This window comes from Sediminicola sp. 1XM1-17, from assembly GCF_037203765.1.
GTDB lineage: Bacteria > Bacteroidota > Bacteroidia > Flavobacteriales > Flavobacteriaceae > Sediminicola.
In genome coordinates this window covers 109,343-132,770 of sequence record NZ_JBBCAS010000005.1, presented here as the reverse complement: position 1 = coordinate 132,770, position 23,428 = coordinate 109,343, and the positions used below count along the sequence as shown (strand labels likewise).

Genomic DNA, 23,428 nt, shown 5'->3' with positions numbered 1-23,428 from the left:
TATACCCTATTGTAGCAAATGTTACTTTAAGCCTATCCTAAAAATGTTAAATTTGACCCATGCGTAAATTTTTCCCTTTTCTGGATTGGTTGCCAAAATACCAAAAGAAATTTTTGGGCAGTGACCTCGTTGCCGGATTCACCGTGGGTGTGATCCTGATTCCACAAGGGATGGCCTATGCCATGATTGCGGGATTGCCACCCGTTTATGGGCTGTATGCTTCCCTCTTCCCTATTTTGATCTATGCCCTAATGGGAACATCCCGGCAGGTGGCCATTGGGCCCGTGGCCATGGATTCCCTTTTGGTAGCGGCCGGACTGGGGGCTTTGGCCATTACTAGCATGGAAGAATACATCATTATGGCCGTATTCCTGGCCTTTATGGTAGGGGCCATTCAGCTGACCCTGGGCCTTTTGAGGATGGGCTTTCTCGTAAATTTTATGTCCAAACCTGTCATCAGCGGGTTTACCTCGGCAGCGGCACTCACCATTATCTTCAGTCAGCTGAAACATCTGTTGGGGGCCAATATTCCCAATAGCAACCAGTTTCACCAGATGATCGTGAACGCTTTTCAAAATATTTCAACAACCAACCTGTACGATCTGGCCATTGGTATTATGGGGATCCTGATCATTGTGCTTTTAAAGCGATGGAACAAGAAGTTCCCGTCCGTGCTTTTGGTAGTGCTCTTGGGAGGCTTCGCCGTATATTTTTTAGGTCTGGAAGGCTATGGAGTCAATGTGGTAGGGGTTGTACCGGAGGGTCTTCCGTCGTTTACCATGCCTGCATTCGGGATGGGTAGGGCATCCGAAATTTTTTCCATCGCACTGGCCTTGGCCTTGGTGGGCTATTTGGAGACCATTTCCATAGGCAAGGCCTTGGAAGAAAAGAGCGATAAGGAAACCATAGACGCCAATCAGGAACTGGTGGCCTTGGGAACCTCCAATATGGTGGGCTCCTTTTTTCAATCCTATCCCGTAACCTCAAGTTTTTCAAGATCGGCCATCAATGCGGAATCGGGGGCAAAATCTACAGTGGCACAAGTATTCAGTGTGCTGTTGGTGGTGATCACCTTGTTGTTCCTGACCCCCTTGTTCTACTTTTTGCCCAATGCGGCCCTGGCCTCCATTATCATGGTATCGGTCTTTGGGCTTATCGATATCCCCTATCCACAAAATCTTTGGAAACATAGAAAAGATGAATTTTGGGTGTTGGTCATTACTTTTTTGGTGACTTTGTTCATAGGGATCAAAGAGGGGATATTAGTGGGAGTTTTGGTATCTTTATTAGTGATGGTCTATAGGACTTCCAAGCCCCATTTTGCAGTTTTGGGAAATATTAGGGGTACCGATTATTATAGGAATATATACCGTTTTGAGAAAGAGGTGATCGTAAGGGACGATATCCTGATTGTGCGCTTCGATGCCCAATTGTATTTTGGGAACACCAATTTTTTCAAGACCCAGCTCTTTAAGCAGATAGAAGCAAAAGGTCCAGGTCTGAAATTGATCATTTTGAATGCAGAGGCCATCAATTATATAGATTCTACCGCCGCCAAAATGTTGGTCCAGGTAATAGATGAGATCCACAAGCGGGAAATAGAATTTTATATCGCGGGCGCCATAGGTCCGACCAGGGATATTATTTTTACCTCGGGCATTATAGATGTGCTGCACAAGGAATGCCTTTTTGTTAGGATCACGGAAGCTGTAAAGTATTTTGATGATCCGGCTAACATATCGCTTTTAGGTAAGAATGTGGCCTATCAGAATAGGGTAATCGGTAACTAATGTTACTGTGAATGTGTAAGTTAAGCGCTAAATTTGTAAAAGAATTAAAATATAAATAACCTCCTATTTAGTTGTGGGAGAACGTATAACCAAAGATAATTGAAGATGAACATAGAGCAGATTTATACAGGATGTTTGGCACAAGGGGCCTACTATATTGAAAGTAAGGGAGAGGTAGCCATTATTGATCCCTTACGGGAGGTAGAGCCATACCTAAAAAGGGCCAAAGCCGATAAGGCCGAAATAAAATATATTCTGGAAACCCATTTCCATGCCGATTTTGTGAGTGGCCATGTTACCCTTTCCAAAGAAACGGGGGCACCTATTATTTATGGCCCCCATGCGAATCCGTCTTTCGAGGCCATTATCGCCAAAGACGGACAGGAATTTAAATTGGGGGATATTACCATTAAGGTATTGCATACGCCAGGGCACACCATGGAAAGCACCACCTATTTGTTGCGGGATGAAAATGGAAAGGACCATGCCATATTTTCTGGGGACACCCTATTTTTAGGGGATGTAGGACGGCCCGATCTGGCTCAGAAGGCAGCTAGTATGACTCAGGAGGATCTTGCCGGTCTATTGTTCGATAGTCTGCGAAACAAGATTATGCCCTTGGCCGATGATGTGATCGTTTATCCTGCCCACGGAGCAGGTTCTGCCTGTGGCAAGAATATGATGAAGGAGACCGTGGATACCCTGGGCAACCAAAAGAGTATGAACTACGCCCTTAGGGCCGATATGACCAAGGAAGAGTTTATAAAAGAAGTTACGGACGGACTCTTGCCACCGCCGAAATATTTCCCATTGAACGTGAAGATGAACAAGGAGGGATACGATGATATTTCAGAGGTCATCGAGAGGGGAACCATTGCCCTTGCCCCCGATGATTTTGAGGAAGCTGCCAATGAGACAGGGGCAGTGGTCTTGGATGTAAGGCATCAGAACGAATTTGTTAAGGGCCATATCCCACAATCGATCTTTATTGGTCTGGATGGTGGTTTTGCCCCTTGGGTAGGAGCCCTGATTGCCGATGTAAAACAGCCTATATTATTGATTGCCCCCAAGGGTAGGGAAGAAGAGACGGTAACACGCCTGTCGCGAGTAGGATTTGACGGTACCATGGGGTATTTGGAAGGCGGCTTTGAAACTTGGAAAAAAGCAGGAAAGGACTATGATACCATTACCTCTATCCCAGCAGAAGAATTCAAAAGGATGGAAGCTCCTACAAAAGCACCGGTATATGATGTGAGGAAAGAGAGTGAATACCTATCGGAGCACGTCTTGGATGCGGAAAACACACCACTGGATTTTCTGAACGACCATATGGCCGAGTTCCCCAAAGAAGAAACGTTTTACGTTCACTGTGCCGGAGGGTATAGGTCTGTGATAGCAGCATCTATATTAAAAAGCAGGGGTATTCACAACCTGATAGATATTGCAGGTGGTTTTGCTGCCCTAAAGGAATCGGGAGTTCCGGTGACGGATTATGTCTGTCCGACAACCCTATAATAGGATTGTATTCAGTTTTAAGACCTCACCATATCGGTGGGGTTTTTTTTATTTTTTTAGAGTGTTTCAATAGCCGACCTTCCACAAAATGGAGCTCCCCTGATCTAGATCATGGTATTTGCCCAATAGCCTTGGTATATTTATCACGAGAACATTATAAGAGGATATTATGAAAACGATTTATCTCGGAAAATTCGTGATAGGATTTTTACTTTTGATGGCCATAGCAGGGCTTATCAACTTCATCATATATCTCGTTCAATATTTGAACGGATAAAAAGTTAGGTATGAAAACAAATATGGGCAATCTGGATAGGATGATACGCTTTTTGTTGGCCTTGGTCATGGGTCTTCTGATCTATTATGACGTTGTTGGTGGTGTCATATCCTATATTTTGTTGGCAATCATCGGTATTTTTGCCCTTACCAGTCTGGTGGGCTTTTGTCCCTTTTACGCCGTATTGGGGTGGAATACCTTTAGTCAGAAAAGATAAGTGGAATTAGAGGAGAATTGCTCTTGGATATCCAGCCGAAATGGTTGGATTTTTTTATGCCCTAATGTGACGCTTTTCGCATAGAAAATCAATGGAGACCTGCCATAAGCATAGACAATTGTAGCATAATAAATAACAATAGGTCCAGGTAAAGTGGAGACCCTTTGTTTGAGTTATATTTGTAACAATCATGGAGTGGTTTGTAAATGTTAATAAAATCTTAAGCTCGTTGTCTGGGGCTTGTTGTATTTTCTTATATTGAACTGAAGTATTTTTGTTAAAATGATAAAAAATTTTATTGAAAGAATAGGGGTCATGAATTGTATTATGCTCCTAGTGGTTTTATCCATCATAATTGTTTCAGAATACCATTTCCTTAACGGGGACAAACTAGATGGTATTTTTATCGCCTTCTGGGCACCGACCATTTTAGGTTTTATGAACTACTTAAAGCACAAAAAGTAATGGACTTTATCTATATATACTCCATTGTTGTGGGCATCATATTTGTTGTCTGGCTTCTTTTTGTGATGAGGATGTACTCCAAAATGAACAAATAGGTCCATTTCAAGACTTTTTTCTACCCATTTCACCCTTAATTGGCATCAAACAACTCCATGAGGGGAATAACGTTCATGGTGTTTCTACTTAGATAAGATTTAAGGATGCGCTGCGTATCCAGATTATCGTTCTGAGGATTGATAAAAGCGTCTATATCTTCCAAGGAAGAAATACTGCGCTCCTTTGCTATAAACCCATATCCCGCGTATTGTCCGTTTTTTATCAGCACAATAGCATCTTCGTCTGTATGTCGTCCTTTTTCCTTGATGATGATGTCATCACTTTTGGCAATGATGTGCGTTACAGCGGCCTGTACTTTCTTATTGTAGGCTTCAACAGGCTCCTTGTCCCTACAGATGCCTTCGCAAGTGATGATCTTGTAATGGGAGCAGGCGGCCACGTTTTCTTGTAGATGGCAGTATTTGGGACATAAAGAAAAATCGATGCATACCTGTTCCAGATAGGCCCTACATTCGGTAACGGTGTTGAAGGTCACAATGGCATTGGGGGCCAGTTTTAGCTTATTGAACGCCATATGCATGATACCGTTTCTGTCCTCATAGATAAAGATCCCATATTGCTGGGTGGTTTTCTTCTGGGAACGGTTGTATTCGGGAAAGTGGTGTTTAATGGCTGCCGATTCCATTAAAAGGGCTAGCAGTTCACTTCCAGAAAGTTCAAAGTCTATATGGGCCGTTTCCTGGCACATGACCACTTCTTTGGAAGATTTGTCGTAGAAATGCCCCAATACCCTTTTTTTGATGTTGTTGGCCTTGCCTACATAGATGATCTTCTTTTTGGAGTTTTTAAAGTAATATACCCCACTGGAAGTAGGCAATGAATCGAAATTGATCTTGGACAGGGCGGGGGGCAGGGTAGCCTCCTGGGATCGGGAATTTAAAAAACCCTGCACTACGGGTTGCGCACCGTCCGTATGGAGGAGTCGTTCCAATAACAGTACCGTGGCATGGGCATCGCCCCTGGCCCTATGTCTATCGGTGAGGGGAATGTCCAGAGCGGTACAGAGTTTCCCCAAACTATAGGAGTGGAGCCCCGGAATTAATTTTCGGGACAGACGAATGGTACAGAGTTTCTTTCTGGAAAAGGCAATTCCCAAGGCCTGGAACTGGTTTTTTATGATATTGTAATCAAAATTGACGTTATGGGCCACAAAAATGGTGTCCTTGGTGATCTCCAATATTTGATCCGTGATCTCCCTAAGTTTTGGCGCATTGCGGACCATGCTATTGTCAATGCCCGTTAACCCGGTGATAAAAAAGGGTATCTCACACTCCGGGTTCACCAATGAAGTGAATTCATCCACAATGGTATCCCCATCGTACTTAAAGATGGCGATTTCTGTGATCCTGTTCCCTTTTACGCCATTCCCCGTAGTCTCTATATCAATTACCGTATACAACATGCCCTGTAATTCCTCCCGCTAGTTTTGAGCCTATAAATTTACTTGAAAATGGGCAAGGCGGCCAAACGGAAAGGGTAATTCTTTTGTTGGGTCGGAAAAGAATAATCCCAGAGCATTAATTTGATATTCATGGAGAATGAAGTATATTTCCATAGCGGTTTATATGCTGTAGGTTCAGTTGAGCAATTTGTAAATGAGTTAACTTTGGAATATGAAGTTTTTTAAGGAAAAGGGCAATATTTTTAACCTGCTTTCCAGTGCCATTTCCGAAGGGATTATTGTGGTGAACAGGGAACAATTGATTGTTGCCACCAATAATTCTGCCAATGAAATGTTTGGGTACAGCAATGGGGCCCTGATTGGAAAGCCCTTGAATACTTTGATTCCCCAAAAATTCCACCATAACCACGGTAACCATTTTGCCGGCTTTATGGAGAAGAGTGGCAAACGCCAAATGGGGCAGGGCCGTGATCTTTACGGGATGCGGAAAAATGGGGAGGAATTCCCTGTGGAGGCCGGGTTGAACCCATTTGAAGTAGATGGAGCCATCTATGTCATGGCCCTGGTCATAGATATTACCCAAAGAAAACAACAGGAGCGCCAGATCGGTGAGCTCAATTCACAATTGGAGGCAAAAATAGAACAGCGTACCAAAGAATTGAAGGATATCGTTCTGGAACTCAGGGGAGAAGTGACCCTGAGGAAAGAAGCGGAAAGCAAGGCCAAGATGGCCTTGAAGAAAGAACGTGAACTCAATGAGCTCAAAACAAAATTCCTTTCTTTGGTATCCCATGAATTCAAGACCCCTTTGAGCAGTATCCTTACCTCCGCTACCCTGATATCCAAATACGAACTAACCGAACAACAGGCCAAAAGGGACAAACATTTGGACACCATAAAAAACAAGGTCAAATACCTGGATACCATCCTGACCGATTTCCTTTCCGTAGAGCGATTGGAATCTGGAAAGGTGAATTACAAGTTTACTACCTTTCCCTTGAGCAGATTGGTGAACGAAGTGATCTATGATGCCAACATGCTCCTAAAAACAGGTCAGAATATACATTATCCGGATAATATAGACGACGTGATCATCGATTTCGATGAGAAGATCCTGGAGTTGATTCTGTCGAACTTGATTCATAATGCCATAAAATATTCCCCTGAGTATTCCCCTATCGATATTCAGGTAGAGCATAACAAAAAAATGATTACCTTAAAGGTAATAGACCAGGGCATGGGAATCCCCAAGGCGGAACAAAAACATATATTCAATCGGTATTTTAGGGCCGAAAATGCCTTGCTCACCCAGGGAACGGGAATTGGCCTGAACATCGTGAAAGGCCATTTGGAAAATCTAGGAGGCTCAATTAGTTTTACTAGTGAAGAAAATAGGGGCTCCACCTTTAACATACAGTTACCCGTACTACAAAATATGAAATTGACATGAAAACGGTACTTTTAATCGAAGACGATCTCGCATTACGTGAAAATACGCAAGAACTATTGGAGCTTGCCAATTACAACGTAATAACTGCCCCAGATGGAAAATTGGGAATAGAATATGCTTTGAAAAACATACCGGATATTGTGGTGTGTGATATTATGATGCCCGAAATAGATGGCTATGGCGTGCTGGAAGCTTTGACCACCAATGAAAAGACCAACCATATTCCCTTTATTTTTCTTTCTGCCAAGACCGAACACAAGGAAATACGCAAGGGGATGGATTTGGGTGCCGATGATTATCTGACCAAACCTTTTGAGGAGGATGACCTGTACAGTGCCATAGAAAGTAGATTGGCAAAGGCACAGATCCTGGCACAGATTAAAAACAACGGGCACGAGGATACTGCCGAAGATCATGAGGTACTGCGCAACCTAAATGAACTGAAAAATTTTTTTGATGACCATGGGGAAGTATTTACCTTCAAAAATGGGGAGACCATTTATAAGGAAGGGGACCATTCCAACAAAATATACCTAAGTTTAAAAGGAGCCGTCAAGTGCTATAAAATGGATAGCGATGGCAAAGAGCTGGTCACCTCCCTGCACCCAGCCGACGATTTTCTTGGTTTTACCTCCTTTATGGACAACATTCCCTATGAAGAATCGGCCGTGGCCGTTGAGGATGTGGAATTGGTAGGGGTGTCCAAGGATCTTTTGAAATCCATCCTCCAAAAGAACAACCAGGTTTCCTTGGAGCTGATGGGGCTACTCTCCAAAAACCTTTCGGAGATCAAACAGCAGTTACTGCAGATGGCCTATAGTTCCGTTCGTAAAAAAACGGCCCAAACATTGATGCAGTTTGCAGATCTCTTGAACAAATCTGGGGATAAGCCCATCAAGGTATCTAGGAGTGATCTTGCCAGTGTGGCCGGCATTGCTACTGAAAGCCTTATAAGGACCCTCTCCAGTTTTAAAAAAGAAGGGATCATAGATATTGATGGTAGAAATATCAAAATACTGGATATCAATATGTTGCAACGCATGAACTGATTGCTTTGAAAAAGGTTCGTCCCAAAATAGTGATCCTTGTTTTTCAAAACTGATTATTGTCATTTTATGGCAGGCATTGTACCAATACTTTTGTTGTAAGAATTGCGCACAATGAAGAATATATTAGTTCCCACAGACTTTTCGAAAGATGCTCTGAATGCCGTGACCTACGCCTTGGAATTGTTGAAAAACAGCCCCTGTAACTTTTATTTGCTCCATGTGAATGATATGAGCGGTTATGCTTTTCAAGGTTTGAGCTATGCCTCGGCGCCCGAAGTGATCGTAAAGGATGTGATCGTCTCTGCCAAAAAGAAACTTCATGTTTTTCTTAAAAAAGTAGAAAAAATAGGCATTGACCATGGGCATCATTTTTATCCCATTTACGATCAAGGATTTTTTATCGACTGTATCAGACGCCATGTGGAAGAACGTAAGATTGACCTTATAGTTATGGGCACCAAAGGGGCCTCAGGGGCCTTAGGCCATGTTATTGGTAGCAATACCGGGGATGTGATCACCAAGGTCAAATGCAATACCTTGGCCGTTCCCGCAAAAGCTATTTTCGGAAAGCTGGAAGAAATTGCATTTCCAACAGATTACAATATTTTTTATTCGGCCCGCATACTTTCTGCCATTTCCGAGCTTTTGGAGCATAACCAATCCTATATGCGGGTGATGCACGCATCAAAAACAGGGCAGATCCTAACGGAATCCCAATTGCAGAACAAGGAATATTTGGAAGATTATTTAAACGAAACCTTTGAGGACAAGAATAGTTTCCACTGTATTACCAATAAAAATGTAACCTCCGCCGTTCAGTGTTTTGTGGAAAGTAGAAATATAGACCTACTGGTCATGGTGGCCAAAAACTTAAATTTTCTACAACAGATTTTGTTCAACTCCAAAGTGGAAAAAATAAGCTTTCACACCAAGGTTCCTTTTTTGGTGATCCACGAATAATTGAGGCCATGGCCAAAATAAAAATGCCGTCTGATCTATAGGGAACACTAGGCTGGTTTAACGTCTAATTTTCGTACGATTTAATGGTTGCTACCAATTCATTTTTCTGCAGTACCCCGGATTGCCTCCAAAGCTGCTTTCCATTTTTGAACAACATCATAGTGGGTACGCCACGTACCTGATATCTGCCCGCTAGTGCCTGGTTTTTATCCACATCGATCTTGATCACCTTGATGGCATCCCCCAATTCATCTTTGACCTCTTTTAGGATAGGGGCCAACATTTTGCAAGGGCCGCACCAGTCTGCATAAAAATCGACCAATACAGGTGTCTCCGAGGTAATAATGTCGTTGAAACTACGCTTCATCTGTTGTGTTTTTGCCCATGGAGTCAGTAAAATACAAAAAAATGAAAACCGACTTTCATCTGCCCCTTATTTTTTACACTTTTTTAAGACTGATATATATCATAGATTATTTTTTGCATTGATTCTATTTTTAGTATGAAATAAATCAGCAGCCAACATTATGAATCAAAGAGTATTATTGCCCACAGATTTTTCTAAAAATGCCCTCAATGCCATTCGGTATGCGCTGGATATGTACAAGAATCAGCAGTGCGATTTTTACCTGTTGAATGTGTTTCAGGTAGATGGGTATTCTCTGGATAATATGATGGTGCCGGAACCCGGTAACAAGGCCTATGATGCGGCCAGGAAACATTCTGAGGAAGGTTTTCAGAAACTGTTGGATATTTTGGAACTCCACATTGGCAATCCCAAACATACCTACCACACCATATCAACCTATAACCTGCTTATTGATGCGATCAATGACACCGTTGCAAAAAAGGATATAGATATCGTAGTCATGGGTACCAAAGGTGCCACAGGCTCCAAAGGTGTAATCTTTGGCACCAATACCGTGGCGGCCATGGAAGCCGTGACCGGTTGTCCCGTGCTTTCCGTGCCCCAGGATTTTAGGTTCTCCCCCCCTGTGGAAATTGTATTTCCAACAGATTATAAGACCAACTTCAAGAGAAGGGAGCTAAACCATTTGTTGGATATTTCAAAGATGCACGGAACCCCCATTCGTGTTCTACATATTATGGAGGAATCCAAATTGTCCAAAACACAAGAAGCAAACAAAGAACTATTGGAAACTATTTTTGAGAATGTCGAATGTAGTTTCCATACCCTGGAGGATACCAAGGTCCATAAAGGGATTGGCATATTTATAGAAAGTAGAGGTAGTGATATGATAGCATTTCTGAATAAAAAGCACAGTTTTTTAGGCATCATGTTCACCAAACCTCTGGTAAAGGAAATTGGGTATCATGCGAGAATCCCAGTTTTGGTATTAAACGATTATTCAAAATAGGAAAATATGGAAAGGGTAGGCATTTGGTTAGATAAGAAACAAGCAAAAATATTAAAGCTGTCCAATGGAAAGGAAGAATTTCTGACATTGAAATCAGAGGTAGAATTTTTCCATCCTTCAGGGGGTGGGAGAGCTCCCTTCAAATGGGGCGGTACACAGGACGTGGTTCGGGAAAGTGGCTATATGGAACGGGAGAAACAACAGCTGAGAAATTATTTTAAAAATTTAGTGGATATCGTTGGGGAGGTAGATGCCATAGCCATTTTTGGTCCGGCGATCACCAGAGAGAAATTTGGTAAAGAACTGATCGACAGGTATCCTGCCCTCGCCTCCAAAATAAAAGTAGTATCCAAACAAGATAGTATGACCGACAATCAGATCAAAGCTTTGATTCGGGACTTTTATAAGAACTAAAACAGGCTGTGCCCAACATTCATTCAAATTATAACGATGCAACAGCTATACGACTTCTTGGAACAACAACCTTTTTTGGTGAGCATATTGCGATTGTTGTTTTGGATTTTGATCATTATTGTTGGGATAGGCTTTTTACGAAAGATTGCCCGAAATAGGATAGACAATGTGGGTTTTAGGTATAAGACCCAAAAAGGGATAGAGGTAGTAGGATATGTCATGATCGTGATCCTGTTCCTGGTATTTTTTACGGCGGGCAACATTAAAGATTACTCCCTCATCATTGGGCTCTTCACCGCGGGCATCACCTTTACCTTACAAGAACTGATATTGAGCATTGCAGGTTCCTTTTACATCTTTGCGGTAAGGGTCTACACTCCCGGTGACCGTATAGAAATTAACGGGATCAAGGGCGATGTCATCGATATTGACAGTATTTATACCACCATTATGGAAATGGGGGAATGGGTCAGTAGCGATAACTATTCGGGTAGGATCGTCAAGATCAGCAATGCCTTTGTTTTTAAGGGACCCATAAAAAATTATTCCATGGATTTCCCTTTTGTGTGGGACGAGCTGGATATTTTGGTCACCTATAGTTCTGATGTGGAACTGGCAAAAAAAATTGTCCTGGATACCTCCAATGAACTTCTCTCGGCTTATGCGGAGGGCAGCAAGTCCAAATGGGCGGAGTTGGTGGAGCGCTACTACATTGAAAATGCCCTTCTGGAACCTACCATTGCCATCAAACTGACCGATAACTGGATAGTGCTGAACGTGAGATATATCACAGATTTTAAGTTGAGAAGGGGCACAAAACACAAATTATTCGACAGTATCCAAAAGCATATCCTGCAAACCGATGGAAAAGTGACATTGGCATCGGCCACCTTACAGTTATTGAAAATACCTGAGGTGGATGTTCGGATTCATGATAACCTATAAAAGCAAGGCGGTATGGAAATAGTTAAATCTTCTGGGGAAAGGGTCAAGTTTTCAATGTCCAAATTGCGAAAATCCTTGAAACACAGTGGGGCAGACGATGAACTGGTCAATCTTATTGTAGATAGGGTGCGGGATGAGCTCTACCAGGGCATCAGTACCAAGGAAATTTACAATAGGGCGTTCGCTATCCTAAAAAAGAAACAAGCTATTTATGCCTCCAAATACAAACTGAAGAAGGCCATTTATGAACTTGGTCCAACGGGCTATCCGTTTGAAAAATTCGTGAGCGCCATTTTAAGGTACTCGGGATATGATACCGAGGTAGGAAAGGTGATGACCGGTATATGTGTAGACCATGAAATAGATGTCTTTGCCAAAAAAAATGGTAAGGTTACCATTATAGAGTGCAAGTTCCACAGTCAGGAAGGGAGGAACTGTAACGTGAAAGTGCCCCTGTACATTCATTCCAGATATGTGGACGTAAAAAAACATTGGGACACCAAGGCAGATAACGTATTGGATTTTGATGTTGGTTGGGTGGCCACCAATACGCGTTTTACGGAAGATGCCATCCTGTACGGTAAATGTGCCGGACTCTATCTGTTGAGCTGGGACTATCCCAAGGACAACGGACTCAAAGACCGCATAGACAGATTGGGCCTCTATCCCATTACCGTATCCACCCTGCTCAGTTCACGCGAAAAGCAGTTTCTCCTCAGTAGGGAGGTGGTACTTTGTCAGCAGTTACTACACGATAAATTTTTCCTGGACCACTTGGGGGTTTCCGAGTCGCGAAAGGTTAGAATCATGAAGGAGATCAAACTATTGTGCAATCCGTAATCAGGAAAAATGGCCATTGTAAAACTACATTTTTTGGGGGCCTCGGGCACTGTGACCGGTTCCAAATACTATCTGGAAACCCCAGAGTTGAATTTGATGATCGACTGTGGAGTGTTCCAAGGGATCAAGGAACTGCGATTGCGCAATTGGGAACGCTTGCCCATCAGGGCAGATCAATTGAATGCTGTTTTGCTTACACACGGACATCTGGACCATACGGGATATCTACCGAGATTGGTCAAAGAAGGGTTCAAAGGCAACATCATAGGAACTGCACCGACACTTTCCATTACGGCAATCATCTTGAGGGACAGTGCCAAAATACATGAGGAAGAGGCCGAACAGGCCAATAAATTGGGGTATAGCACCCATGATCCGGCATTGCCATTTTATACCGTGGAGGAAGCTGAAAAGGCCATAGAACTCTTTAAGGCCGAAGAACGGGACCAATGGATATCCCTATCCGAAAATATAAGATGTAGGTTCCGGTACAATGGGCATATCATTGGGGCCACCTTTATTGAATTGGAAATTTTTGGCAAAATGTTTGTCTTCTCCGGAGATATCGGAAGAAAAGGGGATAGCATTATGGAAGACCCTGAAAGACCGGATTGGGCCGACTACCTTTTTATGGAAAGTACCTATGGCAATAGATTGCATCCCCAGGAGTATGTGGATGATATGATCGTGGGACTCATAGAAAGGACCATACAGCAACAGGGGACCCTCATTATTCCATCATTTGCCGTGGAAAGGTTGCAGTCCTTGATGCATCTGCTCTGGACATTGTACAAGAAAAACCGCATTCCCAATATTCCCATTTTTGTGGATAGCCCAATGGGTAACAACGTGCTTTCGGTCTTTGAAAGTTATCCGCATTGGCATAAACTGCCCATGAATGAATATAAGGCCATGTGCAATCATGTGAACATTATAGCCTCTTATAAGGATACCTGGAAAACCATAGATGACCCCAGGCCTAAGATTGTTATCGCCGGTAGCGGCATGGTCACGGGAGGTCGTGTTCTGACCTATTTGAAACAATTGATAGATGAGCCCTCCACCACGGTCCTTTTGGTAGGTTATATGGCAGAGGGAACCCGGGGAAGACAGTTGTTGGAAGGGGCCCATGAACTTAAGTTTTTTGGCAAATACCATCCCGTTAAGGCAACAGTGGCCCATTTGGAAAGTCTTTCTGCCCATGCTGATCAGCAGGAACTGATGGATTGGCTTAAGGATATCAAAAATATTCCAGAAAAAGTCTTCTTGGTACACGGGGAACCTACCGCTCTGGATGTCTTTAGAAATAAAGTACGGGACACCTATGGATGGAATGTGCATATCCCCAAATTAAACGAGGTCATGGAAATTGTGATCTAAGTTTTGGGGCATGACCTTTGTCATTTTTATAACGACACTTGGGTAATATCTTGGCTCTAGATTAGATGTTAACCATGGAAAAGAGCAAAATTAGACCAGAACAAGAAAAGAAGGTAGAGCAACTGCATACGGAATCCCTGAATTGGAAATCGTCCCTGTATCTAGTCAGTGACGAGGTGTCATTTATAGAAAACCTATTGAATTCCTATCTTTTTGAACCCAATACCCCCAATCTATTTGAGCGTTTACAAAACTATGAGACCCGGATAGAAAAGAACAAGGAGCGCAAGATCATGGTCATGGATTCCATTGATAGGCACCAGAAAGATTTGGGCGGTATGTTGGAGTGTACAGATTACGCCTGTGATTTGGGCTATTTTCAAAAACACGAGGCCATCAAGGCAGAGGTAGTGGATTTTTTGGAGAAGTTCCAGTTGCTTAAATCGGAGATATTCAATTATGCCGGAGGAATTATGAAAAAGAGAAAACCTTAGGAAAGGGAACTGCCCGCTTCCGCCGCTTTTGTTTCCAATAAAAAAATACAGATGAAAAAGTTAATCATAGTTTTAGGATTGGTGCTGACCAGTTGTTCCTCCATTCAATTGGTGGAAAATTGGAAAAGTCCGGATATAGTCATCTTCGATGCCAACAAGGTACTGGTGGTGGGAATGACACAGAATGAAAAGGCAAGAGTGGATTTTGAGACCAAATTGACCAAGGAATTTACCAAAAGGGATATTGAGGCCATGCGAAGTCTGGACCTTTTTGATGTGGAATTCACCTCCTCCGAAAAATCGGAAGAAGAGATAGATGCTGTGGAGGACCTGCTGATAGAGCGCGATTTCGACGCTATCCTGTTTACCAAAGTAACCGGCTATGAAAACAAAAAGACATTTCGCAAGAGAATGTCCGAGGTAGATGGAATTTACGGCAGGTTTCGGGACGACTACCTGCAGCATCAGGATATTTATTACAGGGACGATTACTATGATGATTTTATGGTTTACCATGCAGAGACTTCCCTGTACTGTATTTGCGTGGGCAAGGAACGCCAGCTGATCTGGCGGGGCACTATAGACATTACAGATCCTCAGGACATCAATAAAACCATTGATGATTATATAAAATTGATCGTATTGGCTTTGGAAGAACAAGATATCATATTTAGAAAGGAAGGAAAAAATGAAATTACTGGTTTATAGTGCAAAGGAATTTGAAGTTCCTTTTTTGGAAAAGGCAAACAAAAATAGCCATCATGTGGTCTTCACCCACAATGCCCTGGATTCAGAAACTGCCCACCAGGCAGTCGGATTTGAGGCAATTTCCATATTTTCCGGGGACGATGCTTCCCTCACAGTTCTGGAGAAGTTAAGGGATTTTGGGGTCAAGTTCATCAGTTTGCGATCTGCAGGTTACAACAATATCCATATCAAATGCGCCAAACGGTTTGGGTTTAAAGTGGCCAATGCCCCTGACTATTCGCCCTATGCGATTGCAGAGCATGCCGTGGCCCTTTTGTTGGCCATAAACAGAAAGATTGTTTTGGCCAATACACAGGTGCACCAATATAACTTTTTACAAGATGACCTTTTGGGTTTTGACCTGAACAAAAAAACGGTAGGGGTTATCGGTGTGGGGGGTATAGGTGCAATCATGGTAAAAATAATGCATGGTTTCGGATGCACCATTTTGGCCAATGACCTTGTTCACGATACCGCTTTGATCAAGGATTATGGGGTTAAATATGTGGCTTTGGAAGAATTACTAAAAAAATCGGACGTGGTTAGTCTGCATGTGCCCTTAACACACGAAACCCACTATTTGATTGATGCCATGCAGTTAAAGGTCATGAAAAAAAGTGCCCTTTTGATCAATACCGCCCGTGGTGCCGTGGTCAATACAAAGGCATTGGTCAATGCCCTGAAGAAAAAGGAAATTGCGGGGTATGCCACCGATGTTTATGAAAAAGAAAAAGGAGTGTTCTTTAAGGATCATTCCAGAACTGGAGATATAAAGGATGAACTCTTGAAACAGCTTCTTGCGTTGGACAATGTATTGCTTACCCCGCATCAGGCTTTTGTCACCAAAGAGGCCTTGGCCAATATTGCGGATATCACGTTTTACAATATAGATTGTTGGGCAAAAGGGATGGAATCCAAAAACGAACTTGGTTACGAAACGTTAATTTCCTAAGTCCAAAGTTGACGGGAATTGATTTTTGGAACCTACTGATCGAGGAATATAGCGTTTTTTGCATCCTTCAACACCCCATATATTTTGAGGAATATACTATTGGGAATACAGCCAAAATGTTCCTCGGATTTTCTTATAGGAGCATCTAAACATCACAGGAATAGCCTATTGGATGACAGCCTTAATTGGCTCCTAGAAGAAATTTGGGCCTGTAATTTATACCAATCATTACTTTGAAGCGTTATGTTTTAAAAGCAACATTCTCGTGATACCAGTGAACAGACTTTATTGTAATAGCTGAGATACCATGAGGAAGTGTGCGGGAAGGTGTCTTCAATGTGAAATAGGGTATGGATGAAAATGGTCATCCGCTTCAACACCCTTTTGACATGGATGCCTTTAAAACAGCATAACATGAAACTAAAAATGAATATATCAAGGAAATTTTGGGCCTTGAGCCTTGTAACCTTGTCATGTACCGTCTTTTTACAGGCACAGGTGCCCACAAAGGAATTCAAAGAGCACACCTTGGATGCTACCATGTACGCCCAATACCTGACCAATAAAGACATACCAACCGAAATTACCGAACAGGTAGCCACTGCCTTGTCCTATTATCCGGAATTAATGGATGTGAAAGTGGAGTTCCGCTTTCGTAAAAGCAAGACTCCTTTTTCTTCAAAGCCCACATTTTTCAGTATGTTCAAGAAGAAGGAAAATAGAACCTATGTGGTTACCATTAGCACGGAAGCAGAAGAAAAAAACAAACCCATATTGTTCTTGAATTTGCCTTACAATGCGCAAATAGGGGTAATGGGCCGTGAATTGGGACAAATTACAACCTACACCACAAAAAACACCTCACAGTTGTTGGGCAATATTTTTAAAATGCTCAATGATGACTATGCCGATGAGGTAAATTTCAACAATGATCTTATATGCATAGACCATGGTCTGGGATACCAACTTTTCGATTGGAGTTCGTATGTTCAGGGAGCTTTGGACCTGCCTGAAAGAAGGGGTTCCACAGATATGTTCTTTACCCAAATTGAACCCACAGCATATGAGCCCTCCATGAATCCACAGCTCATAGAGAATTACATTGAGGCCACCGACATGTATAAGAATCTTCCCAAGGAATAGTTTCTATATTTTTTCCAATATTTTCGTTATACCGTTTTTATGGTATGGTTCATGGAGGAAATGTAAGGCCATGTATTTTTAATCATACCTTACAGCCTCTAAGTCGCCCTGGAGACTGTTGCGATTGAATTGCCCATCATTCAAAAAAAATAGGTAATCACGCAACATGATCGAGGTCATTTTGTAATTGGGAACTATTTGCCAACTTTATTGTCCACCTTTAATATAACGGTCATGGCACTTAATTTCAATCAATATGCAACGGAGGGAAATACCTTCTTAAAAGATTATACTGCGCAAATGGGGTTGGGAGAAGATCGGGACAAAGCAGGGAGAATATTGACATCAACCTTGCATGCCCTTCGGGATATGATACCCGTGGAGGAGTCGTTACAGTTTATAGCGCAATTGCCCATGTTTTTAAAGGCAGTGTATGTTAACGGTTGGAATATAAAGCAGAAAAAACCAAGGGTTAAGAAGATGGCCGAATTTTTGGATCTAGTGAGGACCCATGACGGACCTTCTGCCGTAAATGATTTTGAATACAGTGACGAAGTGGCCCAACAATATGTGGATACCACTTTTACTTACCTGAGAAAATATGTTTCTATGGGTGAGATGGAAGATATTCGGGATGGACTTCCCAAAGATCTGAAAATGATGATTTGTTCACATATTATTTTTTAAAACTTGTATTATGACCACTTTTATAGCCATTTTATTTTACGCCTTCCTGTTATGCCTTGCCTTGTTTCTTAAAAAACATTCCTAGTTCCCTCTTTTATTTTATGGTCCCCTGACATTAGTCATTCCTAATTTGCCTAGGGATGGATACCTTGTTCCAACTAAAAATCCTATCATGAATAGATTAAAGAACAAAGTGGCCATCATTACAGGTGGAGCTGCCGGCATAGGATTGGCCACAGCAAAATTATTCTTGGATGAAGGGGCCAAGGTCATGTTGGTTGATGTGGACCAAAACAGCATGGACAAAGCACTATCATCTTTAAAGAATCCAAATCTCTCCCATTGTATCGCTGATGTTTCCAAGGCCAAGGATACCCAATACTATGTACAACAAACTTTGAAGGAATTCGGTAGAATTGATATTTTCTTTAACAATGCAGGAATCGAGGGCTGTTCAAAACCTTTGATAGATTACCCTGAAGATATGTTCGATAAAGTGATAGCCGTCAACCTCAAGGGGGTATGGTTGGGTTGCCAACATGTATTGCCCAAAATGGAAGATGGGGGGAGTGTAATGATCACTTCATCGGTAGCCGGATTAAAGGGCTTTGCCGGATTGGGCGCCTATGTAGCCAGTAAACATGGGGTCAATGGGATTATGCGTGTAGCTGCCTTGGAAAGTGCCGACAGAAAGATTCGGGTAAATTCCATTCACCCGGGACCAGTGGACAATAATATGATGCGACGGATTGAAAAGGAAATCTCTCCAGACAATCCTGAGGAAGTGATCAAAGGCTTTGAGAGTACTATTCCGTTAAAGCGCTATGCGGACTCTCAAGAAATAGCTAAACTGGCCTTGTTCTTGGCCTCAGATGAAAGTTCCTACATTACAGGTGCCATGCATGTGGTAGATGGCGGAATGCTCGGGGCATGATCAAGGATCCGATCAAATATCTCGAGGGTGGAGATCTTCGCTCAGCAGCCAAGGCTGATGAGTTAAGGGACCTTATAAGGACCCAAACAGATTTTGATGCCATATTCCATTTTTTGCATCGCGAAGATCGGCTATTGGTGATGCGTGCTGCCGATGCCCTCGAAAAAATCTCAAGGGACCATCCCAAATATTTGGAATCACATGAAGACGAAATCCTAGAATTTTTACAAACGGCAGAGCACAAGGAATTTAAATGGCACCTGGCACAAATGGTAGGGAGATTAAAACTGGTGCCCGCCAAAAGAACCATGGCATATAAGGTGCTTACCTCATGGGCCACCAATAGTGCTGAAAGTAGCATTGTACGGGTCAATGCCTTGCAGGCCATCCATGATATGAATCTAGAATATCTTGATATGGAAAAAGAGTTGCAACAACTCATCATAACATTAAAGAGGGAAAATATCCCCTCCCTAAACTCCAGAATACGAAAACTGACATCCTCATGAAAAAAATAACAATCATCTTTCTGGTTTCAACTTTGTTTTGGGGTTGTAAGGAAAATAACAAAGTGGAGCCACCAAAGGCAGCAACTGTTGAAGCTGCCCCGCATCCGGTTCAAAAGGTAGATCCTATCGTAGGAGAGCTACTGCATTTTGCAGATATCGATACTGCCAAAATTGCTGCCGTTGGCAAGATCCTGGGCTTTAAAGCTGTGGACAGATCTGGCCAAAGCACCTCCTTGGATTTGGAAAGTGGCGTCGCCCTTTTTAAGTCGTTCCCCAATACCAAAAAAGACCAAAAATTACCGGTAATGGAAATTTCAGGAACAGACCGGTTTATCATCATGGTCAAAGGAAAGGGTTTTGGAGGACCCATTTGGGCCAAGCTCCTGGTGGACCAAAAAACAGATGAAATCTTAAAAATCAGATTTGGACATAGGGCGGAGACGGAAGGCTATGGGGCGCAAATAGAGCGGGCCTCCTTCCAAGAACAATTTGAAGGTAAAAAGCTTGTAGTTTCCGGCAATACCTTTGGACTGCAAAAACAGGGTTCGGTCATCATGGAAGGAAGGTACCCCATAGATGGTATTTCTGGGGCAACGGTGACCAATAAAGGGGTAGTGGACATGTTGAATACGGGATTGCAGGGGTATGCATTATATTTTGAACAGTAGGTACCCAAATTTAAACACAATTCTGATCTTCCGTAGCCCCACATCTTTGCAACACCTGATTGCTTTTACTTCCATCCCGATAAATGGTAATCCCCTTTAAGCTGTATTCCCAAGCTGTCTTGTAGATCTCTGATATATCCTTTTCGGTTGCCGTATGGGGTAAGTTGATGGTTTTGGATACTGCATTGTCCGTATATTTTTGGAATGCCCTTTGGTGTTGGAGGTGGTATTCCCATGGAATCTCCATACTTGTCTCAAAAATGGATCTGATATGATTAGGGATAGCGTTGATATGTTGTATACTGCCTTTTTCCAGTAATTCATTTTCTATTTCCTTGTTCCAGTGGCCCAGGTGACCCAGTTTTTCCTCAACAATCGGATGCAGGGATAGTTGTGTTTTATCCCCCAAAACTCCTTTCCTCTTGAAGGCCAGGGCGTAGAACGGTTCTATGGAATAGGAGGTGTTGGCGATGATCGAAATACTTCCTGTGGGAGCTATACTATTGCAGGTAGCATTGCGCAGGGGAGTATCTGGATAGTGAATGCTTTTGTCCCATGTGGGGAAACAGCCCTTTTCATTGGCGATTTTATTAGAGGTTTCGTAACTCTTGGCAGCTATAAAGTGCATCATTTTTTCTCCCAATTGGACGGCCTCTTGTGAGGCATAGGGGATTTCCAGAAGGAGCAGTAATTCGGCCCATCCCATGACTCCAAGGCCTATCTTTCTGTTTTTGAGGGTGATGCTTTCAATTTCGTTCAGCAGATAGTGGTTGCAGGTTATGACATTGTCCAAGAACCTGATGCCCACTTGTACGGCATCTTCCAGTTTGTTCCAATCAATGGTTGTATCATGGCCCTGCAACTTTATCATTTTGGAGAGGTTCAAGGACCCCAGGTTACAACTTTCATGATCCAATAGGGGAACCTCCCCACAGGGGTTGGTACTCACCATAAGGCCTTGATCAGGAAGCGGGTTGTGTGCATTGATGGTATCCAGAAAAATCAGTCCGGGGTCACCAGTGTTCCAGGCAGCACGGACCAAAGAGGCCCACAGGATCTTGGGATCTATGGTCTTCACTATCTTGCCGTTCCTTGGATTGATCAGTTTCCAGCTTCGGTTATTGGCCATGGCAGACATGAAATCATCCGTAATCCCTACAGAAAGATTGAAGTTTTGAAGACTGATACTATCCAATTTTGTCGTTACGAATTCTGCGATGTCCGGATGGTCCACATTGAGGATCCCCATATTGGCGCCCCTGCGTTTTCCCCCCTGTTTTACGTGTTCTGTTGCAGCATCAAAGACGTTCATAAAGGCAATTGGGCCCGAAGATGTTCCGCCCAAGGAAGAGACCGTATCATTTTTAGGTCGGAGCTTGGAAAAGTTATAGCCCGTACCGCCACCACTTTGGTGGATCAGGGCGGCATTTTTCAGTGTGGTAAAGATGTCTTCCAAGCTATCTTCCACGGGGAGCACAAAACAGGCACTCAACTGTCCTTTGGGGAGTCCGGCATTCATAAGGGTAGGGGAGTTTGGTAGGAACTCCAGCTTGGACATTTGGTCGAAAAAACGTTTTTCCCATAGTTCCCTGTCCTTGGTTTCCACACTGGCCACACATTTGGCAACCCTTTGGAATAATTGGTCCAGGGATTCCACGGCCTTGCCCTGATCGTTTTTTAGTAGGTAACGTTCCAGTAGCAGTTGCATGGCATTTGTGCTTATTTCAGAAAGCATGGATCAATGGTGAAGGTTCATTTTTTCTTTACGGCGAACCAATTGTCGGTCTAGGTCTCGGATGGTCTCGGCCACAGAAGCTTCAAAATTAATTTCATTGGACGATGCAAATATTCTGGGACCAGGGGCACTGAGTTCTATTTTACAGATTTTTCCCTTGGCGGAAGAATCCTTTGCCTCTTCAATAATTACATGGGCCTTGATCAATCCACTGTATTTGGTGTATAAATGGTCTAACTTATCCAATATGATCTTCTCCAGATTCTCGTCCCTATCGGTATGGACAAAATCTATATGGGAATGAAATTTTTCAAATTCATTTTCCAATAATTTGTTATCCAAAGAAAGACCGGTAGCAGATGATAGCATATTTTTCAAAGCGGGGGTGGTAGCTGCATCTATCAAGTTTAAAGCTTTCACCTTACATAGCTTCTCCACCATCTTACAGCCAGCTAAGGTATTTGTGGCCACTCCCGTAACGATATCCGGGACGATATCAAAAACTTTCATGAGTCCGTGAACGGCATAGGGATCGGATGCGCTTAGAATAATACATTTTACCTGATCCCGTATGGCATTAATGGCAATATCCCCATTATAGGGTTCCAGGGGGGATGCCCCTATTTCAATAATGGCGACATCGGCCTTTACTTTTTCCAATTTACTGAGGAGTTGGGCCAGTTTCTCTTGGAATTCTTCCCGTGGGCAAATGGAGGAAGGCAGGCCCACATCAACAAAATCCATGACTTCATCGGCACCAACATCTTTTATGGCCAATATATCCTTAAAGCGACCGGCCCCGGTAAGTTTGGCGCCTACCACCGTATGACCTCCCAGCTTGAACAAATTGGTGACTATTCTTGCGGAGGTAGTTTTGCCGGCAGACATGGAAGTACCCACAAATAGGATGACGGGGGTATTAAATGGTACATAAGGTTCTGGCCGTACATAACTGTTCATGGTAAGTTTTTCACCATAGCGAAAGGTATGGCCCACATAAACGATTTCCATTAAATTGGGCATAAAGACCGATTTGGAAGTTAGTCTTCCCAAGAGACCTGCACCGGTCAAAACCGTCATCTTTAAGTCGTCCCCAACTTCCCTCCAAGTGCCTGTGGCTTCCAGGGTGGCAAAACGTTCGCCCAAGGCACCTACGAGAAACTCCCCGCCGATAACGCCCCGCATTCTCCCATTGGCCAATTCCAATTTTAATTCGCTACTGCCGGGATCAATGATTTTGCAGACCACGTAATCCCCGGTCTGCCATTGTTCTCTCGGCAGCTTGTTAAGGTCGAAATCCTTTTCCGCCAAATCTGAAATTCGTGTCAGTGATGTATAAATATAGTGATGGTTCATAAC

The 23,428-nt window shown here is 42.9% G+C and carries 23 protein-coding genes; 19 read left to right on the top strand and 4 right to left on the bottom strand.

Features of this window, described 5'->3' with window-relative positions; genetic code table 11:
- Positions 1 to 59: 59 nt before the first annotated feature.
- The 3 genes from WAA86_RS09065 to WAA86_RS09055 all read left to right on the top strand — a co-directional run bounded on the left by WAA86_RS09065 (position 60) and on the right by WAA86_RS09055 (position 3,799).
- Positions 60 to 1,790 carry a SulP family inorganic anion transporter gene (locus tag WAA86_RS09065; protein WP_337300685.1) on the top strand — a complete coding sequence of 577 codons (1,731 nt, stop codon included), beginning with the start codon at positions 60 to 62 and terminating at the stop codon, positions 1,788 to 1,790.
- Between the two features lie 105 nt (positions 1,791 to 1,895).
- Positions 1,896 to 3,305, top strand: a complete 1,410-nt coding sequence (locus WAA86_RS09060) for an MBL fold metallo-hydrolase (RefSeq protein ID WP_337300684.1) — start codon at positions 1,896 to 1,898, stop codon at positions 3,303 to 3,305.
- A 287-nt stretch (positions 3,306 to 3,592) separates the two neighbouring features.
- A complete protein-coding gene (locus WAA86_RS09055) occupies positions 3,593 to 3,799 on the top strand; it encodes a YgaP family membrane protein (RefSeq protein ID WP_337300683.1) in 207 nt (68 codons plus the stop codon).
- 595 nt (positions 3,800 to 4,394) lie between these two features.
- Here the strand turns inward: WAA86_RS09055 and WAA86_RS09050 are convergent.
- Positions 4,395 to 5,783, bottom strand: coding sequence for an exonuclease domain-containing protein (locus WAA86_RS09050; RefSeq protein WP_443217578.1), 1,389 nt, complete (start codon positions 5,781 to 5,783; stop codon positions 4,395 to 4,397).
- Positions 5,784 to 5,994: 211 nt separating this feature from the next.
- Here WAA86_RS09050 and WAA86_RS09045 point away from each other — a divergent pair, with 211 nt between their 5' ends.
- From WAA86_RS09045 to WAA86_RS09035, 3 genes are all read left to right on the top strand, one after another.
- The gene (locus WAA86_RS09045; RefSeq protein ID WP_337300682.1) at positions 5,995 to 7,233 is read left to right on the top strand and encodes a PAS domain-containing sensor histidine kinase; all 1,239 of its coding nucleotides are present in this window, start codon (positions 5,995 to 5,997) and stop codon (positions 7,231 to 7,233) included.
- Positions 7,230 to 8,282: a response regulator gene (locus WAA86_RS09040; RefSeq protein ID WP_337300681.1), complete on the top strand. Its 1,053-nt coding sequence runs from the start codon at positions 7,230 to 7,232 to the stop codon at positions 8,280 to 8,282. The genes WAA86_RS09045 and WAA86_RS09040 overlap by 4 nt, the downstream gene beginning before the upstream one ends.
- A gap of 111 nt (positions 8,283 to 8,393) precedes the next feature.
- Positions 8,394 to 9,242, top strand: coding sequence for a universal stress protein (locus WAA86_RS09035; protein WP_337300680.1), 849 nt, complete (start codon positions 8,394 to 8,396; stop codon positions 9,240 to 9,242).
- Positions 9,243 to 9,306: 64 nt separating this feature from the next.
- Here WAA86_RS09035 and trxA read toward each other — a convergent pair whose 3' ends face one another.
- Entirely contained in the window at positions 9,307 to 9,609 is a 303-nt protein-coding gene (trxA, locus tag WAA86_RS09030) for a thioredoxin (protein ID WP_337300679.1), read from the bottom strand.
- 160 nt (positions 9,610 to 9,769) lie between these two features.
- Here trxA and WAA86_RS09025 point away from each other — a divergent pair, with 160 nt between their 5' ends.
- From WAA86_RS09025 to WAA86_RS08965, 13 genes are all read left to right on the top strand, one after another.
- Positions 9,770 to 10,621 carry a universal stress protein gene (locus tag WAA86_RS09025; protein WP_337300678.1) on the top strand — a complete coding sequence of 284 codons (852 nt, stop codon included), beginning with the start codon at positions 9,770 to 9,772 and terminating at the stop codon, positions 10,619 to 10,621.
- A gap of 6 nt (positions 10,622 to 10,627) precedes the next feature.
- Positions 10,628 to 11,035, top strand: a complete 408-nt coding sequence (locus WAA86_RS09020) for a hypothetical protein (protein ID WP_337300677.1) — start codon at positions 10,628 to 10,630, stop codon at positions 11,033 to 11,035.
- A gap of 36 nt (positions 11,036 to 11,071) precedes the next feature.
- Entirely contained in the window at positions 11,072 to 11,980 is a 909-nt protein-coding gene (locus WAA86_RS09015; protein WP_337300676.1) for a mechanosensitive ion channel family protein, read from the top strand.
- 12 nt (positions 11,981 to 11,992) lie between these two features.
- Entirely contained in the window at positions 11,993 to 12,820 is an 828-nt protein-coding gene (locus WAA86_RS09010; protein WP_337300675.1) for an ATP cone domain-containing protein, read from the top strand.
- A gap of 9 nt (positions 12,821 to 12,829) precedes the next feature.
- Positions 12,830 to 14,200, top strand: coding sequence for an MBL fold metallo-hydrolase (locus tag WAA86_RS09005; protein ID WP_337300674.1), 1,371 nt, complete (start codon positions 12,830 to 12,832; stop codon positions 14,198 to 14,200).
- Positions 14,201 to 14,274: 74 nt separating this feature from the next.
- Positions 14,275 to 14,694 (top strand): hypothetical protein, encoded by a 420-nt coding sequence (locus WAA86_RS09000; RefSeq protein WP_337300673.1) that lies wholly within the window; start codon positions 14,275 to 14,277, stop codon positions 14,692 to 14,694.
- Positions 14,695 to 14,745: 51 nt separating this feature from the next.
- Complete coding sequence (locus WAA86_RS08995) at positions 14,746 to 15,402, top strand: hypothetical protein (RefSeq protein ID WP_337300672.1); 657 nt, start codon at positions 14,746 to 14,748, stop codon at positions 15,400 to 15,402.
- Positions 15,383 to 16,393 (top strand): 2-hydroxyacid dehydrogenase, encoded by a 1,011-nt coding sequence (locus WAA86_RS08990; RefSeq protein ID WP_337300671.1) that lies wholly within the window; start codon positions 15,383 to 15,385, stop codon positions 16,391 to 16,393. The genes WAA86_RS08995 and WAA86_RS08990 overlap by 20 nt, the downstream gene beginning before the upstream one ends.
- A 414-nt stretch (positions 16,394 to 16,807) precedes the next feature.
- Positions 16,808 to 17,536, top strand: coding sequence for a hypothetical protein (locus WAA86_RS08985; RefSeq protein WP_337300670.1), 729 nt, complete (start codon positions 16,808 to 16,810; stop codon positions 17,534 to 17,536).
- A gap of 234 nt (positions 17,537 to 17,770) precedes the next feature.
- Positions 17,771 to 18,223 (top strand): DUF2267 domain-containing protein, encoded by a 453-nt coding sequence (locus WAA86_RS08980; protein ID WP_337300669.1) that lies wholly within the window; start codon positions 17,771 to 17,773, stop codon positions 18,221 to 18,223.
- 172 nt (positions 18,224 to 18,395) lie between these two features.
- Entirely contained in the window at positions 18,396 to 19,157 is a 762-nt protein-coding gene (locus tag WAA86_RS08975) for an SDR family NAD(P)-dependent oxidoreductase (RefSeq protein WP_337300668.1), read from the top strand.
- Positions 19,154 to 19,666: a hypothetical protein gene (locus tag WAA86_RS08970; protein ID WP_337300667.1), complete on the top strand. Its 513-nt coding sequence runs from the start codon at positions 19,154 to 19,156 to the stop codon at positions 19,664 to 19,666. The genes WAA86_RS08975 and WAA86_RS08970 overlap by 4 nt, the downstream gene beginning before the upstream one ends.
- Positions 19,663 to 20,334, top strand: coding sequence for an FMN-binding protein (locus WAA86_RS08965; RefSeq protein WP_337300666.1), 672 nt, complete (start codon positions 19,663 to 19,665; stop codon positions 20,332 to 20,334). Before WAA86_RS08970 ends, WAA86_RS08965 begins: the two co-directional genes overlap by 4 nt.
- A gap of 10 nt (positions 20,335 to 20,344) precedes the next feature.
- Here the strand turns inward: WAA86_RS08965 and WAA86_RS08960 are convergent, their stop codons facing one another.
- The gene (locus tag WAA86_RS08960; protein WP_337300665.1) at positions 20,345 to 22,069 is read right to left on the bottom strand and encodes an adenosylcobalamin-dependent ribonucleoside-diphosphate reductase; all 1,725 of its coding nucleotides are present in this window, start codon (positions 22,067 to 22,069) and stop codon (positions 20,345 to 20,347) included.
- 3 nt (positions 22,070 to 22,072) lie between these two features.
- Complete coding sequence (locus tag WAA86_RS08955) at positions 22,073 to 23,425, bottom strand: HPF/RaiA family ribosome-associated protein (RefSeq protein WP_337300664.1); 1,353 nt, start codon at positions 23,423 to 23,425, stop codon at positions 22,073 to 22,075.
- Positions 23,426 to 23,428: the final 3 nt, after the last annotated feature.

Coding starts and splice junctions, on each gene's coding strand:
- WAA86_RS09035 (WP_337300680.1), top strand. CDS start 8,394: ATGAAGAATATATTAGTTCCCACAGACTTTTCGAAAGATGCTCTGAAT.
- WAA86_RS09045 (WP_337300682.1), top strand. CDS start 5,995: ATGAAGTTTTTTAAGGAAAAGGGCAATATTTTTAACCTGCTTTCCAGT.
- WAA86_RS08980 (WP_337300669.1), top strand. CDS start 17,771: ATGGCACTTAATTTCAATCAATATGCAACGGAGGGAAATACCTTCTTA.
- WAA86_RS09050 (WP_443217578.1), bottom strand. CDS start 5,783: ATGTTGTATACGGTAATTGATATAGAGACTACGGGGAATGGCGTAAAA.
- trxA (WP_337300679.1), bottom strand. CDS start 9,609: ATGAAGCGTAGTTTCAACGACATTATTACCTCGGAGACACCTGTATTG.
- WAA86_RS08960 (WP_337300665.1), bottom strand. CDS start 22,069: ATGCTTTCTGAAATAAGCACAAATGCCATGCAACTGCTACTGGAACGT.
- WAA86_RS09020 (WP_337300677.1), top strand. CDS start 10,628: ATGGAAAGGGTAGGCATTTGGTTAGATAAGAAACAAGCAAAAATATTA.
- WAA86_RS08985 (WP_337300670.1), top strand. CDS start 16,808: ATGAAACTAAAAATGAATATATCAAGGAAATTTTGGGCCTTGAGCCTT.
- WAA86_RS08975 (WP_337300668.1), top strand. CDS start 18,396: ATGAATAGATTAAAGAACAAAGTGGCCATCATTACAGGTGGAGCTGCC.
- WAA86_RS09025 (WP_337300678.1), top strand. CDS start 9,770: ATGAATCAAAGAGTATTATTGCCCACAGATTTTTCTAAAAATGCCCTC.
- WAA86_RS09015 (WP_337300676.1), top strand. CDS start 11,072: ATGCAACAGCTATACGACTTCTTGGAACAACAACCTTTTTTGGTGAGC.
- WAA86_RS09010 (WP_337300675.1), top strand. CDS start 11,993: ATGGAAATAGTTAAATCTTCTGGGGAAAGGGTCAAGTTTTCAATGTCC.
- WAA86_RS09005 (WP_337300674.1), top strand. CDS start 12,830: ATGGCCATTGTAAAACTACATTTTTTGGGGGCCTCGGGCACTGTGACC.
- WAA86_RS08970 (WP_337300667.1), top strand. CDS start 19,154: ATGATCAAGGATCCGATCAAATATCTCGAGGGTGGAGATCTTCGCTCA.
- WAA86_RS09065 (WP_337300685.1), top strand. CDS start 60: ATGCGTAAATTTTTCCCTTTTCTGGATTGGTTGCCAAAATACCAAAAG.
- WAA86_RS08955 (WP_337300664.1), bottom strand. CDS start 23,425: ATGAACCATCACTATATTTATACATCACTGACACGAATTTCAGATTTG.
- WAA86_RS09000 (WP_337300673.1), top strand. CDS start 14,275: ATGGAAAAGAGCAAAATTAGACCAGAACAAGAAAAGAAGGTAGAGCAA.
- WAA86_RS09040 (WP_337300681.1), top strand. CDS start 7,230: ATGAAAACGGTACTTTTAATCGAAGACGATCTCGCATTACGTGAAAAT.
- WAA86_RS08995 (WP_337300672.1), top strand. CDS start 14,746: ATGAAAAAGTTAATCATAGTTTTAGGATTGGTGCTGACCAGTTGTTCC.
- WAA86_RS09060 (WP_337300684.1), top strand. CDS start 1,896: ATGAACATAGAGCAGATTTATACAGGATGTTTGGCACAAGGGGCCTAC.
- WAA86_RS09055 (WP_337300683.1), top strand. CDS start 3,593: ATGAAAACAAATATGGGCAATCTGGATAGGATGATACGCTTTTTGTTG.
- WAA86_RS08965 (WP_337300666.1), top strand. CDS start 19,663: ATGAAAAAAATAACAATCATCTTTCTGGTTTCAACTTTGTTTTGGGGT.
- WAA86_RS08990 (WP_337300671.1), top strand. CDS start 15,383: ATGAAATTACTGGTTTATAGTGCAAAGGAATTTGAAGTTCCTTTTTTG.